Source organism: Pseudomonas fluorescens (genome assembly GCF_000967965.1).
Taxonomy (GTDB): Bacteria; Pseudomonadota; Gammaproteobacteria; order Pseudomonadales; family Pseudomonadaceae; genus Aquipseudomonas; species Aquipseudomonas grandcourensis.
This window is the reverse complement of the sequence record NZ_LACC01000051.1, coordinates 21,013-36,204: the sequence shown is the minus strand read 5'-3', so window position 1 is coordinate 36,204 and position 15,192 is coordinate 21,013. Positions and strand designations below refer to the sequence as shown.

Here is a 15,192-nt window from a genome sequence, read left to right as displayed (position 1 = left end):
CCGTACGTACGGTGGTGTGAGAGGACGGCGGATGTAAATCCGCCTCCTACTCGATTCAGGCCCATATCGACTGCAGCGCTTGCCCAACAAATGTCTGCGGGTATGCTGGTCACCTGCCGAGGAGATTGAAAATGGCCTACGATTTTGACCTTTATGTGATTGGTGCCGGTTCCGGCGGTGTGCGGGCTGCGCGGTTTGCCGCCGGGTTCGGCGCGAAAGTGGCCGTGGCCGAGAGCCGCTACCTGGGCGGGACCTGTGTGAACGTCGGCTGCGTGCCGAAAAAATTGCTGGTCTACGGGGCGCATTTCGCCGAAGACTTCGAGCAGGCTTCGGGTTTTGGCTGGAGCCTGGATGAAGCGCAGTTCGACTGGCCGACATTGATCGCCAACAAGGACCGCGAGATCAATCGCCTCAATGGCATTTATCGCAACCTGCTGGTCAACAGTGGCGTGACCTTGCATGAGGGGCACGCGAAGATCGTCGATCCGCATCAGGTCGAGATCAATGGCGAGCGCTTTACCGCCAAAAATATCCTGATCGCTACCGGTGGTTGGCCGCAGATTCCGGAGATTCCGGGGCACGAGCATGCGATCAGTTCCAACCAGGCGTTCTTCCTCAAAGAGCTGCCCAGGCGTGTGCTGGTGGTGGGCGGTGGCTACATTGCGGTCGAGTTCGCCGGGATCTTCCACGGTTTGGGTGCCAAGACCACGCTGCTGTATCGCGGCGAGTTGTTCCTGCGCGGCTTCGACGGTTCCGTGCGCAAGCATTTGCAGGAAGAGTTGACCAAGCGCGGCATGGACCTGCAATTCAATGCGGACATCGAGCGCATCGAGAAGCAGGCCGATGGCAGCCTGAAAGTCACGCTCAAGGATGGTCGCCAACTGGAAGCCGATTGCGTGTTCTACGCTACGGGTCGTCGTCCGATGCTGGACAATCTGGGGCTGGAAAACACCGGGGTCAAACTCGACAGGAAAGGCTTTGTCGAGGTCGACGAGCTGTATCAAACCGCCGAGCCGTCGATCCTGGCGCTGGGCGATGTGATCGGGCGTGTTCAGCTGACACCGGTGGCCCTGGCTGAAGGCATGGCGGTTGCACGGCGCCTGTTCAAACCAGAGCAGTATCGTCCGGTGGATTACAAGATGATCCCAACGGCGGTGTTCAGCCTGCCGAACATCGGCACCGTCGGTTTGACCGAGGAGGAGGCTCGCGAAGCCGGCCACGACGTGCAGATCTTCGAAAGCCGCTTCCGGCCGATGAAGCTGACCCTGACCGAATGCCAGGAGCGCACGCTGATGAAACTGGTGGTGGACGCCAGGACCGACAAGGTCTTGGGTTGCCACATGGTCGGCCCGGAAGCCGGTGAAATCGTCCAGGGTCTGGCGATTGCCTTGAAGGCCGGCGCCACCAAGCGCGACTTCGACGAAACCATCGGGGTGCACCCGACGGCCGCCGAAGAGTTCGTCACCATGCGTACGCCGGTCGCCGGTTAAACGTCCTTCGCTGCGTCTGCCGCTGCCGCAAGGGTCGCGGCCAGACGCGCGCGTTCTTCCAGATCCGCCCGGGTCTTGGCCAGATCCATTTCCAGTGACCTGTTGAGCAGCGACTGCTCGTCGACGTTCTGTTTGAGTGCCTGGCTTTCCAGCAGGGCGACGCGCAGGCGTTCCTGGAGGAGGGTGCGTTCGCCGTCGACGCGGGTGGTTTGTTCCAGCAGCTGATCCTGGCGGGTATTACTTTGCTTGAGCTGTTCTTGCAGCAGGCTCAGCTCGCGCAGGGTGCCGCGGTTTTCAGTCAGCAAGCGTTCGTTGTCGCGGTGCAGCTGGGTGATTTCATCCTGGCGTACCAGCGCGCTTTGTTGTGCCTGGCGCAGCTCCATCTGTAGCTGTTGCACCTGGCCTTCGTGGCGACTCATTTCCTGTTCGCGCTGTTCCTTGACCGCATTGCGGTAGTGCTCCAGCGCGTCGCGAGTGTGCAGGTGTTTTTCTTCAAGGGAGCGGATCTGCTCGTCCTTGTCCTTCAAACGCAGTTCGAAATCGGCCAGCGCCTGGTTCAACCCGGCGTTGCGGGTTTGCTCCGTTTGCAGCATGGCACGGGTTTCTTGCAGGGCCTCGGACTCCTGGGTCAGCGCCAGGCTTTGAAATTCATATTGCTGGTGCAGTTCGCTGTTGGCCTCTTGCGCTTCGCTGAGCTGGTTATCCAGCGCTTTGCGTTGGTCCTCGTACTGCGTGCGCGCCTGGTCGATGGGCTCCTGCGCCTGCTCCTTGAGTCGTTGCGCGAGCCGCGCCACCAGCGCCATCAGTTCGTCGTCGATCGGTTCTGTCGGTGCCTCGACAGGTTCGACCCTGTCGTCGAGTTCCTTGAGGTAGCGATGGATCGTGGTTTTCGAGCCGGTATTGCCCATCTCGATCCGTACGGCATCGATGCTGGGGTTTTCGCCGCGGGCGAGGATCGCCAACCGAGCGGCTTGAACCACCGCTTTATTTACACCGCCGCGTGCCATGAGATCTCCAGGGTTTTGATGATGTGGTACGTACCACGTAAATACACATTGTACCATTCAATTTATAAAGTTAAATACTGAACGTAACTAACACGGGATATACTGGTATTACCCCGTGTGATGCACCCAGTACCGGTTTTTGACCCGTCAAAGCGGTATGAATTCAAGAGTTGACCCCATGACCGAGCTGGATCGTTACCTGCAAGCGGCGACGCGCGACAACACCCGTCGCAGCTATCGCGCAGCCATCGAGCATTTCGAAGTCACGTGGGGCGGTTTTCTGCCGGCCACCGGCGACAGCGTGGCGCGCTACCTGGTGGCCCATGCCGGAGTGTTGTCGATCAACACACTGAAACTGCGCTTGTCGGCATTGGCGCAGTGGCACAACAGCCAGGGGTTTGCCGATCCCACCAAGGCGCCAGTGGTGCGCAAGGTATTCAAGGGCATTCGCGCGTTGCACCCGGCCCAGGAAAAACAAGCCGAACCCTTGCAGCTTCAACATCTGGAGCAGGTGGTCAGTTGCCTGGAGCAAGAAGTGCAGACAGCCAGGGTCGCAGGCGACCGACCGGGTCTACTGCGGGCCAGGCGCGACATGGCCCTGATCCTGCTGGGCTTCTGGCGGGGCTTTCGCAGTGATGAGTTGTGCCGGCTCCAGGTGGAACACGTGCAGGCCAACGCCGGTTCCGGCATCAGTCTCTATCTGCCGCGCAGCAAGAGTGATCGCGACAACCTCGGCAAGACCTACCATACGCCGGCCTTGCAACGCTTGTGTCCGGTGCAGGCTTATATCGACTGGATTACCGAGGCAGCACTGGTGCGTGGGCCGGTGTTCCGTGGCATCGACCGCTGGGGGCATCTGGGCGAGGAGGGATTGCACGCCAACAGCGTGATTCCGTTATTGCGTCAGGCGTTGGCGCGGGCAGGTATTGCCGGCGAGCTTTATACCAGCCACTCCTTGCGTCGCGGTTTTGCCACCTGGGCGCATCAGAGTGGCTGGGACCTGAAGTCGCTGATGAGCTATGTGGGTTGGAAGGACATGAAGTCGGCCATGCGTTACATCGAGGCCAGTCCGTTCCTCGGCATGGCGCGCATCACGGAAAAGCCCGTGTCACCCTAGATACCGTTTTCTTCTATTAATACCGCTGGCTAATAGCGAAAGCCAATCAGCAGCATCAGGTTTGCCAATGAGCCAACCGTCCGTCGAGTGGGTAAAGTTCTCTCCATCAACTTCTTAACCCCTGACGGAGAGTCAACGATGCCTATCATCAACAGCCAAGTTAAACCCTTCAAAGCTGACGCATTCAAAAATGGCGACTTCGTAAAAGTCTCGGACGCTGACCTCAAAGGCAAGTGGTCTGTGGTGTTCTTCTACCCGGCCGACTTTACCTTCGTCTGCCCGACTGAACTGGAAGACCTGGCCGACAACTACGACGCGTTCCAGAAGCTGGGCGTCGAGATCTACAGCGTTTCCACCGATACCCATTTCGCCCACGCTGCCTGGCACAACACTTCGCCAGCCATCGGCAAGATCCAGTACACCATGATCGGCGACCCGACCCACGCCATCTCCCGCAACTTCGACGTGCTGATCGAAGAAGCAGGCCTGGCTGACCGTGGCACCTTCGTGATCAACCCTGAAGGCCAGATCAAGATCGTTGAACTGAACGACGGTGGTGTAGGCCGTGACGCTTCCGAGTTGCTGCGCAAGATCAAGGCTGCCCAGTACGTCGCCGCTCACCCAGGCCAGGTTTGCCCGGCCAAGTGGAAAGAAGGCGAGGCCACTCTGGCACCGTCCCTGGACCTGGTCGGCAAGATCTAAGTCTGTGACGCGCTTCATCAGGGCGGACTTCCGCACCTTCTAAGCAAGCTGCACCGCCCAATAAAAACGCCCGGGCGAGATTCGCTCGGGCGTTTTTTTGTCTCAAGAATTCAAGGAAATCGCCCGTATGTTGGACACCAATCTTAAAGCCCAGTTGAAATCGTACCTGGAACGGGTCACCCAGCCGATCGAGATCGTTGCTTCCCTCGACGACGGTGCGAAATCCCAGGAAATGCTCGAACTGTTGAAAGACGTTGCCAGTCTTTCCACCCAGATTACTTTGCTCGACAACGGCGATGATGCACGCAAGCCGTCGTTCTCGATCAATCGCCCGGGCGCCGATATCAGCCTGCGTTTCGCCGGCATCCCGATGGGCCACGAATTCACGTCCTTGGTGCTGGCCTTGCTGCAAGTCGGCGGCCACCCGTCCAAAGCCAGTGTCGAAGTGATCGAACAGATCCGCTCGCTCAAGGGCGAGTTCAACTTCGAGACTTACTTCTCGCTGTCCTGCCAGAACTGCCCGGACGTGGTCCAGGCACTGAACCTGATGGCGGTACTGAACCCGAACATTCGCCACGTCGCCATTGACGGTGCATTGTTCCAGGCCGAAGTCGATGAGCGCCAGATCATGGCGGTCCCAAGCATCTACCTCAACGGTGTGAACTTCGGCCAGGGTCGGATGGGCCTGGAGGAAATCCTCGCCAAGATCGACACCAGCGGCATCGAACGCCAGGCCGAGAAGATTAGCGCCAAGGATGCCTTTGACGTGCTGGTGGTCGGCGGTGGCCCGGCCGGTGCTTCGGCGGCGATCTACGCGGCCCGTAAAGGCATCCGCACAGGTGTCGCGGCTGAGCGTTTTGGTGGGCAGGTGCTGGATACCATGGCCATCGAGAACTTTATCTCGGTGCAGGAAACCGAAGGGCCGAAGCTGGCCGTGGCCCTGGAGGAGCACGTCAAACAGTACGACGTGGATATCATGAATCTGCAACGCGCAGACAAATTGATCACTGGCAAAGAAGGTGAGTTGCACGTAGTCCACTTCGCCAGCGGCGCGAAGCTCAAGGCCAAGACCGTGATCCTCGCAACCGGCGCACGGTGGCGTGAAATGAACGTGCCGGGCGAGCAGCAATACCGCAACAAAGGCGTTGCGTACTGCCCGCACTGCGACGGTCCGCTGTTCAAGGGCAAGCGCGTGGCGGTGATTGGTGGTGGTAACTCCGGCGTCGAAGCGGCCATCGACCTGGCCGGTATCGTGTCCCATGTCACGCTGCTGGAGTTCGACGTGCAGTTGCGTGCCGATGCGGTGTTGCAGCGCAAGTTGCACAGCCTGCCGAACGTCACCGTGATCACCAGTGCGCAAACCACTGAAGTCACCGGCGACGGCCAGAAGGTCAACGGCCTGCGCTACAAGGATCGTCACAGCGATGAATTGCGCAGCGTGGAACTGGAAGGGATCTTTGTGCAGATCGGACTGCTGCCCAACACCGATTGGCTCAAAGGCACCATCGAGTTGTCGCCCCGTGGCGAGATCATCGTCGACGCTCGCGGTGAAACGTCGGTGCCGGGTGTGTTCGCCGCTGGCGACGTGACGACCGTGCCGTACAAGCAGATCGTGATTGCGGTGGGCGAGGGCGCTAAGGCTTCCCTGAGCGCTTTCGATCACTTGATCCGGACTTCCGCCCCGGCATAATCCCAGGCGCTGAAAACTCAAAACCCCATGAGTGATCATGGGGTTTTTTATTTTGCTTTATAACGGAGCCGGCTGAATGATCTCGACCCAGTAGGCGTCCGGATCCTTGATGAACGCCAGGCTCTTCATGCGGCCATCGCTCAGGCGCTTCTGGAAATCGCAGCCCAGTGCTTCAAAGCGCTCGCAGGCGGCGACGATGTCTGGTACCGAGATGCAGATGTGGCCGAAACCGCGCGGGTCGGTGTTGCCATTGTGGTAGGCGAAATCCGCATCGTTCTCGGTGCCGTGGTTGTGGGTCAGCTCCAGGATGCCGGGGATCGATTTCATCCACTCGGTGCGCGTAGCGGCGTCGGCCGGGATCTGGTTCTTGTCCACCAGCGCCAGGAAATACAGGCTGAACTCGGCTTCCGGGAAGTCGCGTTTTTCCACCAGGGTAAAGCCTAGAATGCGTGTGTAGAAGTCCAGGGACTTGGTGATGTCCTTGACCCGCAGCATGGTGTGGTTGAAGACAAATTTCTGTGTGGCAGCGTCCGGTTCGGCGGTGACGCCGGGGAAGGTGTTCAATTCGTGCAGGCTCATGGGCCCTCCGGGAAATATGTGGGCTAACGAATGGCGACAATGATACGCAAGGGTTCGGACATCGCCAAACCCAAACAGTCCGCTATTGCCTGACAGCCGGCCTGGGCCCAGACTTTACGGCTTGATCCTTGAGTGCCCATTGCAATGATTCGATTTCGTAACGTGCTGTTCATCCTGCTGAGCGTGTTTTCGCTGGCTGGCGTTGTTCGCGCCGATGCGCCAGTAATCACCTGGCCGCAAGGCTGGCAGGTCGAAGAAGTGCCTGAATCGGCGTCGGGAGTCAGTCGCCAGCGGGCGGTGAAAAATGATCAGAATGGATCGCCGCTCATGGTGATGGAACTGACCATGAGCCCGGTGCAAAGCGATCATCAGGTAAACCTCGAAGGCGTATTGCTGGAGATGCGCAAGTCGGTTCAAAAAGACTTCTTTCAGGGCGGGTATCAAAGTGTCTGCACGCGCATTCATTCGACTACCTTGAGTCGATTGGCAGCGCTGGAAACAACCTGCACCATCACGCAAAACGGCCGGCATGTGCTTTCGCAAACATTGGTGGCCGCAGTGGATGCCGATAAAGCCTATGTTCTTTCCTACGCAGGGCAGGCCGAGGCTTATAAGACGAGCCAGGATGAAATAGACGCAGCCCGTAACAGCTTGAAACTTTAGTAAGCGACAGTGCTTTTTCGATGCATGAAGAAAATTTTAGATATCCAAATGGATTAAGCACAAAGTTGGTGGCAGTCGGGTAATTGTGCGGTGTCCGCCTCGGGTTTTAGATGGCCCATGAAAAAGCCCTGCATGAGCAGGGCTTTTTTGTCGCCGCGAGAGTTAGCCGCGCAGCCAGGAATCAACGGTGGCTGCACCGTACTGTTCTTTCCAGGCTTTCAGGCCGCGGTGGTTGCCGCCCTTGGTTTCAATCAGCTCGCCGGTGTGCGGGTTCTGATAAACCTTGACCACACGGGCGCGGCGGGTTTTAGGTGCTGCCTGCTGCAGGCCGGATTTTGCCGGGTTAGGGTCGAGAATGGCGATGATGTCGCGCAGGCTCTTGCCATAGGTTTTCATCAAGCCCTGGAGCTTTTCTTCGAATTCGATTTCTTTCTTGAGCCCGGCATCGTTCTTCAGGGATTCCAACTGCTTGAGCTGTTCTTGAAGGGCCTTTTCGGCTGCACGAAATTCAGCGAGTCTGGACAATATCTTTACTCCAATAGTGTGTTTGGCTGATACCAACCGCAAACAAAGCTATAAGCCAAGAGCCTTGAAGCGACTCGGTGATAGTGGCTCACCTGCCAATTTAGCGCAGGCATGAAAAATTGTAGTAGTTAATTGGCCAAGAGTAAATCCTGTCTTTTTCTTCATGTAACGTCAGTAGTGTTTTGATTCAAATTGGTGCGGCTAATCGTTTGTTTTGGCGATTAAATTCGCGAGTTAATGGTCGCTTAATGCACTAATGAATTCCGCGCCGGGCATGGGTTTTCCGAACAGATAACCTTGCAGGAAGTTGACCTGGTGAACGCTCAGGTAATCACTCTGCTCACGGGTTTCGACACCTTCGGCCACCAGGGCAAGGTCGAGTTTGACCGCCAATTCGATGATGCTGTCGAGGATGTGGCTCGAGAGTGTGTCGACGCCGATCATGGCGACAAAACTCTGGTCGATTTTCAGAAAATCGACATTGAACTGCCGCAGGTAGCCAAGGCTTGAGTGGCCCGTGCCGAAGTCGTCGATGGCGATTTTCACGCCCAGTTCGCGAAGTTGCTCGAACAATTGCAGGGTAATGGCCGTGGGCTCGATCAGTTCACGTTCGGTCAGCTCCAGTACCAGATGGATCGAGCCCGGCTCGAAGGCATCGAGGAACTCGCGGCAATCCTTGACCAGTTCCAGGTCCTGGCAATGGCTGGCGGTGATGTTGATGCCAACGTGAAACGGCTTGTTGAAGCTGGCCGATTGCGGTGCGAGCAGGGCGGCGGTTTGTCGCATCAGCGAGCGGGTCATCGGTACGATCAGCCCGGAGTGTTCGGCGAACGGAATGAACAGATCCGGACGCACCAGGCCTTCCTTCGGATGTTGCCAGCGCATCAGCACTTCAGCGCCGGACCAGCTTTTGCTGTCGCCATGCACCACGGGCTGGAAATACGGAATGAACTCTTTGGCTTCCAGTGCCCGCTGCATTTCATAGGTGGGTGACGACGAGCGTTTTTGCAGGAAGTGACCGATTGCCCCGGCAATCACACCGAAGAAAATCAGCAGGCTGAACAGCGGTGGATATTCGCTGCTCATGTAGCGCCAGGTTTCGCCTTTGGGGAAACCGGCTTCCACGGCAAAAGCATAGTGCCCGGAGGTCAAACGACTTTGCGCAACGGGCAACTCGGGCGCAGCGCCCGTATGAAACTTGCCGTCGGCGGACAACCAGTCCGGGCCGACTTGCAGCAACAGCAAGGTCTTGCGGCCGATCAGGCGCAGGATATTGCTCAAGTGATAACCATCGATGGTCGTCAACGCGCCTTTTTTTCCTTCGCTCAGGCGGTACACCAGCAAGGCGGTGTTGGGCGTTACCGGATTGCCGCTCATGAGCCATAAGGCGCCCTGGGTGTAGTCACCGGGGTTGACCGTCTCCTGGTAGTCGCCGAACAGAGAGCTGCAATAGAGGTTGTTGTCCCACACCAGATTGGTTGAGCGCACGAAGGGGCGGCGGGTGACCTGCTCGCGCAGCGCCAGTTTGATGTCACTGCAACTTTGGCCCGCCAGTGGTAGCAATTCACGAGCGGCCTGGGCGGTGCTGTCGAGCATCAGGTCGAACTGGCGAATCGCTTCTTCGGCGGTTTGCTGGGTGTCTTGTTGGAGCGCACGCCCTGCTTGCAGGTAAAGAATGGCAGCCCCCAGCAGTACCGGGAGCAATCCACTGATCAGGGTGACCGCAATTTTTTTTCTGCGACTGCGGGTTTTGGCTTTCAACGGCATTCGCGAATCCTGTCACGAAGAAATAAGGCTCTCAAATGATGGCAGGGCAAAACGCCTCCCATGAAGAGTTCGGGTATGGCCAATGATAGTTGGCCGTTGGCGGTTATGCGGCTCAACGCAAGTCAAGGCTTTCGGCCAGCTTGATAAAGGCCAGTGTCGCCGGTGATGCCTGGCGTCGATCGAGCACTGCCAGGCCGACCTGCCGCAACACTGCCGGCGACAGTGGTTTTTTCACCCAGCGGCGGTCAATCTGTTCGGGCAATGAACCTTCGGCAACCACCGTCACTGCGTCGCCACGAGCGACGACATCCAGGGTGCTGATCAACTGCGAGCAGCGATAACGGATGTTGGGCGTCAGTCGGGCCGCCGTGAACAGGCGTGAAACCAGCTCCGAAGAACCGGCCTCGGTCAGCACGAACGGGAAATCGCACAGGTCCTTCAGGCTCAGGCTGTCGTGAATCGCCAACGGGTGGCCGGCGGGCAGCAGCGCAACCATCTGGTCTTCGATCAGCGCGACCGTGTCGAAACGCTCCTCGGGCAATACCACAAAGCCGATGTCGATCCGTCGTTCCTCCAGCCACTGGAGCACCTGGCGGTCGGGGCCTTCGTCGATATGCACCTCGATGCCGGGATGGTCTGCGCGGTACTGCTGCAGAATCAACGGCAGCAATTTGATCGAAGAGGTCGGGCCGAAGGAGCCGATGCGCAGCGTGCCGCGTTTCATGCCCCGCGCATCGGCCGCTTCCTGGCGCAGGGTGTTGGCCAGGCCGAGCATCGCCCGGGCGCGCAGCAATAACTGCTGGCCAATGTCGCTCAGTTCGACCTGGGATTGATGGCGGCGCAACAGTTCGACACCCAACTCCAGTTCCAGGGACTTCAACGCATGGGACACCGCCGATTGGGAAATACCCAGGCGATTGGCCGCTGCCGTGAAACCGTGGAGTTCGGCCACCAGGGAGAAAATCTCCAGTTGAGTGAAGGTCATGAGTGTTTGCTCATTTTACGATGACTGGGTATTAGCTGAATGATACGGCATCTCTCCAACATCCGGTCCTGGAATCCATGACGATCTGTGAGCAAAGCCTGGCAAAACCCTCGGATCTGCCGGTGTATCTGAAACTGGCGGCGGTCACCATGGTGTGGGGTGGCACCTTCGTCGCCGGACGCTATCTGGCTGGTAGCCTCAGCCCGTTACTGGCGGCCAGCCTGCGGTTTCTGCTGGCCAGCCTGGCGTTGCTGCTGTTTATAAGCATGGCGCGCACACCGCTGGTCCGGCCCAACCCCCGGCAATGGCTGCAACTGTCATTGCTTGGCTTTTTCGGGATCTTTTTCTACAACCTGTGCTTCTTTTACGGCCTGCATTACATCAGCGCTTCACGGGCGTCCTTGATCGTGGCGCTGAATCCGGCGGTGATCGGCCTGGCGTCCTGGCTGTTGTTCAAGGAGCGTTTGAACCGGGCCAAAGTCGTCGGCATTGCGATCTGCATGGCGGGCGCGAGCATGGTGATCGTCAGTCGCGACCCGCAACTACTGGCCGGCGGTGTCGATGCCTGGCTCGGCGACCTGCTGATTTTCGGCTGCGTCCTCGGCTGGGGTGTCTACTCGCTGTTCTCCAGAGAGCTGAACCACAGCCTGGGACCGGTGCAAACCGTGACCTGGTCGATCCTGCTGGGCACCGTCATGCTCTGGACCACCAGCATCGTGCGCGGAGAGGTGAGTGTCGCCGCGATCGCCCAACTGGGTACGCAGCAATGGTTGAGCCTTTTGTACCTGGGCGTGCTGGGATCGGCGCTGGCGTACATTGGCTACTACGACGGCATCCGCAAGATCGGCGCGACCCGTTCCGGGGTGTTCATTGCCTTGAACCCGTTGACGGCGGTGGTCCTTGGCGCGCTGCTGCTGGATGAGCCGCTGACGCTGGCCATGTGCCTGGGTGGCGGGCTGATTCTGGCGGGGATTTTCCTCTGCAACAAACCCCTTGCGCGGCTATGGAAAAAGGGGATTTGATACAGAAGGCGGACAAACTGATTTACGCTGTGTAGAATCGGGTTACGCATACAATAATAATCGTCTTCTGGCAGCAGAAGCCTCGCCCGCAAGAGCCTTGGGTCGAAAATGAAGATATTCGGGTTTCAACTGATCTACGGTGACTTTCTCGCCCGCAGTGTGCGGGGTATCTCCTGTGCGCCACCCACCGGTCTCAGCATTGCTTACAACTAACCTTTGTTAATTGATAAAAAAATGATGAGGCGCCGACCATGGCAGATTTATACGAAAACCCAATGGGCCTGATGGGCTTTGAATTCATCGAGCTCGCATCGCCGACCCCGAACACCCTGGAACCGATCTTCGAGATCATGGGCTTCACCAAGGTGGCGACCCACCGTTCCAAGGACGTGCACCTGTATCGCCAGGGCGCGATCAACCTGATCCTCAACAACGAACCCCACAGCGTCGCCTCGTACTTCGCGGCCGAGCACGGTCCGTCGGTGTGCGGCATGGCGTTTCGCGTCAAGGATTCGCAAAAAGCCTATAAGCGTGCCCTGGAACTCGGCGCCCAGCCGATCCACATCGAAACCGGCCCGATGGAGCTGAACCTGCCGGCGATCAAAGGCATCGGTAGTGCGCCGCTGTACCTGATCGACCGTTTCGGCGAAGGCAGCTCGATCTATGACATCGACTTCGTGTTCATCGAAGGCGTCGACCGCCATCCGGTCGGTGCCGGCCTGAAGATCATCGATCACCTGACCCACAACGTGTATCGCGGTCGCATGGCCTACTGGGCCAACTTCTACGAGAAGCTGTTCAACTTCCGCGAAATCCGCTACTTCGACATCAAGGGTGAATACACCGGCCTGACCTCCAAGGCCATGACCGCACCCGATGGCATGATCCGCATCCCGCTGAACGAAGAGTCGTCCAAGGGCGCCGGCCAGATCGAAGAGTTCCTGATGCAGTTCAACGGCGAGGGCATCCAGCACGTTGCGTTCCTGTCCGATGATCTGCTCAAGACTTGGGACCACCTGAAAAGCATCGGCATGCGCTTCATGACCGCGCCGCCGGAAACCTACTACGAAATGCTCGAAGGCCGTTTGCCGAACCACGGCGAGCCGGTGGGCGAACTGCAGGCGCGGGGCATTTTGCTGGACGGTTCGTCCGATTCGGGCGACAAGCGTCTGCTGTTGCAGATCTTCTCGGAAACCCTGATGGGGCCGGTGTTCTTCGAGTTCATCCAGCGCAAGGGCGACGACGGTTTCGGCGAAGGCAACTTCAAGGCGCTGTTCGAATCCATCGAGCGTGACCAGGTTCGTCGTGGTGTTCTCTCCACCGACTAAGCCGTTACACCGATAAAACTGTGGGAGCGAGCCTGCTCGCTCCCACATTTGTTTTACGTGGCCTTAAGGTCTGCGCTGGCGGACCAGATGCTTGAACCCTTCGAATACCAGCACCAACACGGCCATCCAGATCGGAATGTACGTCAGCCACTCACCGGCCTTGATGCTCTCTCCCAGCAACAACGCCACGCCCAGCAGCAACACCGGTTCGACGTAGCTCAACAAGCCGAACAGGCTGAACGGCAGCAGGCGACTGGCAATGATGTAGACCACCAGTGCCGATGCGCTGATCACGCCGAGCATCGGGATCAACAGCGACAACCATGGATGCTGTTCAAACACTCCGAAACCTTGCGCACCGCTCTGGACGAACCAGAACGCTACCGGCAGGGTCAATGCCATGTCCAGCCATAACCCGCCGAGGTTGTCCGCCGCCAGCCGTTTGCGCAGGACGAAGTAGGTCGGATAGCCGATGCAGACCAGCAAGGTCGCCCAGGAAAAACCACCGACCTGATACACCTCGTTGACCACCCCCAGGCAGGCGAACACCACCGCGACTTTTTGCAGATAGGACAGGCGTTCGCCGTAGGCCAGGCGACCGGTCAGGACCATGGTCAGCGGAAGCAGGAAATAGCCGAGTGATACGTCGAGGCTGTAGCCGTTCAACGGTGCCCACATGAACAGCCACAATTGCACGCCGAGCAGGGCAGAGGAGGCGATCAACGCGCCCATCAGTTTCGGATTGGCCTTGGCGCGCCGAACGATCTCCAGCACGCGTTTCCACTCCCCGGACACCACCATGAACACGGTCATGCACGGGACGGTCAGCAGCATGCGCCAACCGAAGATTTCCACGCCGCTCAAGGGGGTGAGCAGCGACGTGTAGTAATACATGACGGCAAACAGCACCGAGGCTGAAACCGATAGAGCGATACCTTTAGACAAGCTGTCCTCGCGATGTTGAAGGTGAAACGGGGGCGGAGGATACGTGGTTTTCGCGTCGAATATTGACCAATCAATCAACACGGTCCAACTGTAGGAGCGAGCCTGCTCGCGATAGCGATCTTTCAGCCAACATCTCTGTTGAATGTAGTACCGCTATCGCGAGCAGGCTCGCTCCTACAATGGGTTCTGTGTTGATTCAGGGAGTGCGCGGTATACGCCCCGACACAAAATGGCTCACATCATTGAACCCCGGTGTCGACGCATGCCCCGGTGTCACCAGCGAATCGATGAACACCTCGTCCTCGGCCGTGATCTTCACCGCCTGCGCCTTAGTGTAGGCGTCCCACTGCGCTTCGGTACGCGGCCCGACAATGGCCGAGGTCACGGCGCTGTTGTTCAGCACCCAGGCAATCGCGAACTCGACGATGCCCACACCGCGCTCCTGAGTGTATTGCTGGATTTGCTGGGCGATGCGCAGGGACTCGACGCGCCATTCGGTTTCCAGGATGCGTTTGTCCTGGCGCCCGGCCCGGCTGTTGGCATCAGGTTTTACATCCGGTGCGTATTTGCCGCTGAGCACCCCGCGCGCCAGCGGGCTGTAGGGCACCACGCCAAGGCCGTAGTTTTGCGCCGCGGTGATCTGCTCGGTTTCAGCCTGGCGGTTGACGATGTTGTACAGCGGCTGGCTGATCACCGGCCGGTCAACGCCGAGCTTGTCGGCCATGCGAATGACTTCGGCGATGCGCCAGCCACGGTAGTTGGACAGGCCCCAGTAACGGATCTTGCCCTGGCGGATCAAGTCGCCGATGGCCGATACCGTGACCTCCAGCGGCGTATTGTGGTCTTCGCGATGCAGGTAATAGATGTCCAGATAGTCGGTGCCCAGGCGCGTCAGGCTGGCATCGATGCCGTTGAACAGATGCTTGCGGCTCAGGCCGCTGCGGTTGGGGACGCCGTCCACGGGACCGAAGCCGACCTTGGTGGCCAGTACCCATTCATGGCGACGGCTGGCGATGGCCTCGCCGACGATCTCCTCGGAACGGCCGTTGGTATAGACGTCGGCGGTGTCGATGAAATTGATGCCCTGGTCCCAGGCCTTGTCGATGATTCGCAGGGAATCTTCGGCGCTGGTCTGTTCGCCGAACATCATGGTGCCCAGGGTCAGGGTGGACACCTGCAGACCCGAATGACCCAGCGTGCGGTAGCTCATGAGCAAATCCTTTTACCAGTGGGAAAGGCTCAATCAGATACCAGAACCATTGCCGGGAGCAAACGCAAATCTCAAACACACTCCAATCAACTGTAGGAGTGTGCCTGCTCGCGATGACGGAGTATCACCCAACATCCATGTTGACTGTGAAACCGCTATCGC

Annotated in this window: 14 protein-coding genes; 7 read left to right on the top strand and 7 right to left on the bottom strand. The window is 58.5% G+C overall.

The features are described from left to right. Positions 1 to 131: 131 nt before the first annotated feature. Entirely contained in the window at positions 132 to 1,490 is a 1,359-nt protein-coding gene (gorA, locus tag VC35_RS27465; RefSeq protein WP_046043834.1) for a glutathione-disulfide reductase, read from the top strand. Here gorA and VC35_RS27460 read toward each other — a convergent pair. Continuing rightward, positions 1,487 to 2,497 (bottom strand): DNA-binding protein, encoded by a 1,011-nt coding sequence (locus VC35_RS27460; RefSeq protein ID WP_046043832.1) that lies wholly within the window; start codon positions 2,495 to 2,497, stop codon positions 1,487 to 1,489. The two genes, gorA and VC35_RS27460, sit on opposite strands and share 4 nt — an antisense overlap. Before the next feature lie 178 nt (positions 2,498 to 2,675). Between VC35_RS27460 and VC35_RS27455 the strand changes: the two genes are divergently transcribed. The 3 genes from VC35_RS27455 (at position 2,676) to ahpF (ending at position 6,006) form a co-directional block, all read left to right on the top strand. Further along, positions 2,676 to 3,614 carry a site-specific integrase gene (locus VC35_RS27455; RefSeq protein WP_046043830.1) on the top strand — a complete coding sequence of 313 codons (939 nt, stop codon included), beginning with the start codon at positions 2,676 to 2,678 and terminating at the stop codon, positions 3,612 to 3,614. A 138-nt stretch (positions 3,615 to 3,752) separates the two neighbouring features. Continuing rightward, entirely contained in the window at positions 3,753 to 4,316 is a 564-nt protein-coding gene (ahpC, locus tag VC35_RS27450; RefSeq protein WP_007975937.1) for an alkyl hydroperoxide reductase subunit C, read from the top strand. Positions 4,317 to 4,443: 127 nt separating this feature from the next. Beyond that, complete coding sequence (ahpF, locus tag VC35_RS27445) at positions 4,444 to 6,006, top strand: alkyl hydroperoxide reductase subunit F (RefSeq protein WP_046043828.1); 1,563 nt, start codon at positions 4,444 to 4,446, stop codon at positions 6,004 to 6,006. Positions 6,007 to 6,063: 57 nt separating this feature from the next. On the opposite strand, the gene gloA is transcribed toward ahpF, so the two are convergent. Further along, positions 6,064 to 6,585, bottom strand: a complete 522-nt coding sequence (gene gloA, locus VC35_RS27440; protein ID WP_046043827.1) for a lactoylglutathione lyase — start codon at positions 6,583 to 6,585, stop codon at positions 6,064 to 6,066. A gap of 144 nt (positions 6,586 to 6,729) precedes the next feature. Between gloA and VC35_RS27435 the strand changes: the two genes are divergently transcribed. Further along, complete coding sequence (locus VC35_RS27435; protein ID WP_046043826.1) at positions 6,730 to 7,248, top strand: DUF4946 domain-containing protein; 519 nt, start codon at positions 6,730 to 6,732, stop codon at positions 7,246 to 7,248. Positions 7,249 to 7,410: 162 nt separating this feature from the next. On the opposite strand, the gene VC35_RS27430 is transcribed toward VC35_RS27435, so the two are convergent. From VC35_RS27430 to VC35_RS27420, 3 genes are all read right to left on the bottom strand, one after another. After that, a complete protein-coding gene (locus VC35_RS27430; protein WP_008065377.1) occupies positions 7,411 to 7,773 on the bottom strand; it encodes a histone-like nucleoid-structuring protein, MvaT/MvaU family in 363 nt (120 codons plus the stop codon). Between the two features lie 234 nt (positions 7,774 to 8,007). Continuing rightward, positions 8,008 to 9,540, bottom strand: a complete 1,533-nt coding sequence (locus VC35_RS27425; RefSeq protein ID WP_046043824.1) for an EAL domain-containing protein — start codon at positions 9,538 to 9,540, stop codon at positions 8,008 to 8,010. Positions 9,541 to 9,652: 112 nt separating this feature from the next. Next, the gene (locus VC35_RS27420) at positions 9,653 to 10,525 is read right to left on the bottom strand and encodes a LysR family transcriptional regulator (protein ID WP_046043821.1); all 873 of its coding nucleotides are present in this window, start codon (positions 10,523 to 10,525) and stop codon (positions 9,653 to 9,655) included. Positions 10,526 to 10,602: 77 nt separating this feature from the next. On the opposite strand from VC35_RS27420, the gene VC35_RS27415 reads away from it, so the two are divergent. Beyond that, positions 10,603 to 11,547, top strand: a complete 945-nt coding sequence (locus VC35_RS27415; protein WP_046043819.1) for a DMT family transporter — start codon at positions 10,603 to 10,605, stop codon at positions 11,545 to 11,547. 251 nt (positions 11,548 to 11,798) lie between these two features. Further along, complete coding sequence (gene hppD / locus VC35_RS27410) at positions 11,799 to 12,875, top strand: 4-hydroxyphenylpyruvate dioxygenase (protein ID WP_046043817.1); 1,077 nt, start codon at positions 11,799 to 11,801, stop codon at positions 12,873 to 12,875. A gap of 63 nt (positions 12,876 to 12,938) precedes the next feature. On the opposite strand, the gene rarD is transcribed toward hppD, so the two are convergent. Both rarD and VC35_RS27400 read right to left on the bottom strand, forming a co-directional pair. Then, positions 12,939 to 13,820 (bottom strand): EamA family transporter RarD, encoded by an 882-nt coding sequence (rarD, locus tag VC35_RS27405; protein ID WP_046043816.1) that lies wholly within the window; start codon positions 13,818 to 13,820, stop codon positions 12,939 to 12,941. A gap of 196 nt (positions 13,821 to 14,016) precedes the next feature. Next, positions 14,017 to 15,030, bottom strand: coding sequence for an aldo/keto reductase (locus VC35_RS27400; protein WP_046043815.1), 1,014 nt, complete (start codon positions 15,028 to 15,030; stop codon positions 14,017 to 14,019). Positions 15,031 to 15,192 lie beyond the last annotated feature (162 nt).

Coding starts and splice junctions, on each gene's coding strand:
- gorA (WP_046043834.1), top strand. CDS start 132: ATGGCCTACGATTTTGACCTTTATGTGATTGGTGCCGGTTCCGGCGGT.
- VC35_RS27460 (WP_046043832.1), bottom strand. CDS start 2,497: ATGGCACGCGGCGGTGTAAATAAAGCGGTGGTTCAAGCCGCTCGGTTG.
- VC35_RS27455 (WP_046043830.1), top strand. CDS start 2,676: ATGACCGAGCTGGATCGTTACCTGCAAGCGGCGACGCGCGACAACACC.
- ahpC (WP_007975937.1), top strand. CDS start 3,753: ATGCCTATCATCAACAGCCAAGTTAAACCCTTCAAAGCTGACGCATTC.
- ahpF (WP_046043828.1), top strand. CDS start 4,444: ATGTTGGACACCAATCTTAAAGCCCAGTTGAAATCGTACCTGGAACGG.
- gloA (WP_046043827.1), bottom strand. CDS start 6,585: ATGAGCCTGCACGAATTGAACACCTTCCCCGGCGTCACCGCCGAACCG.
- VC35_RS27435 (WP_046043826.1), top strand. CDS start 6,730: ATGATTCGATTTCGTAACGTGCTGTTCATCCTGCTGAGCGTGTTTTCG.
- VC35_RS27425 (WP_046043824.1), bottom strand. CDS start 9,540: ATGCCGTTGAAAGCCAAAACCCGCAGTCGCAGAAAAAAAATTGCGGTC.
- VC35_RS27420 (WP_046043821.1), bottom strand. CDS start 10,525: ATGACCTTCACTCAACTGGAGATTTTCTCCCTGGTGGCCGAACTCCAC.
- VC35_RS27415 (WP_046043819.1), top strand. CDS start 10,603: ATGACGATCTGTGAGCAAAGCCTGGCAAAACCCTCGGATCTGCCGGTG.
- hppD (WP_046043817.1), top strand. CDS start 11,799: ATGGCAGATTTATACGAAAACCCAATGGGCCTGATGGGCTTTGAATTC.
- VC35_RS27400 (WP_046043815.1), bottom strand. CDS start 15,030: ATGAGCTACCGCACGCTGGGTCATTCGGGTCTGCAGGTGTCCACCCTG.